The organism is Kineococcus glutinatus (genome assembly GCF_039542765.1).
Classification (GTDB): domain Bacteria; phylum Actinomycetota; class Actinomycetes; order Actinomycetales; family Kineococcaceae; genus Kineococcus_A; species Kineococcus_A glutinatus.
Window position 1 is genome coordinate 1 of the sequence record NZ_BAABIL010000611.1, and the last position, 542, is coordinate 542.

General features: G+C 80.4%; 1 protein-coding gene. It reads left to right on the plus strand.

Going from position 1 to position 542, the window contains the following annotated elements:
* Nucleotides 1-542: maltokinase N-terminal cap-like domain-containing protein (locus ABEB16_RS18980; RefSeq protein ID WP_425560256.1), on the plus strand; the 542-nt coding region annotated here is incomplete at both ends.

A 542-nucleotide genomic window follows, 5' to 3' on the forward strand; every position in this document is an offset into this window, starting at 1 on the left:
CGAGCACCCCGCCCGCCGCCGGCGCCGCCGGTCCCCCGTCCGCCGCCGGCGCGGCCGGTCCCGTGCCCGCCGGCGCCCTCACCGCGCTGCTCGAGCCGTGGCTGCCGCGACAGCGCTGGTTCGCGCACAAGGGCACCGACGTCACCGTCACCGGCGTCGGGCTCGTCCCGCTGGCCGCGGCGCCCTCCTCCCCACCCGAGGGCCCGGCCGGCGAGGAGGACGTCCACGTCCTGCTCGCCGTGGTCTCGACCCGCACCGGCGACGGGGAGGAGGCCACCTACCAGGTCCCGCTCACCGTGCGCCCGTCCCCCGTCCCGGAGCTGGAGCACGCCGTCGTGGGCGAGCTGGCGGGCCTCGGCCGCGTGCACGACGGCCCGCACGACCCCGCCTTCGTGCGGGCCCTGCTGCACCTGGTCAGCACCGGCGGCGGCGCCGGGACGCTCGGCGTGCCGTCGCTGCACGGCGTGGCGCCCGCCGGCGCGCTGCCCGTGCCCGCCGGCACCCGCAGCCGCATCACGCGCGGCGAGCAGTCCAACACCTCC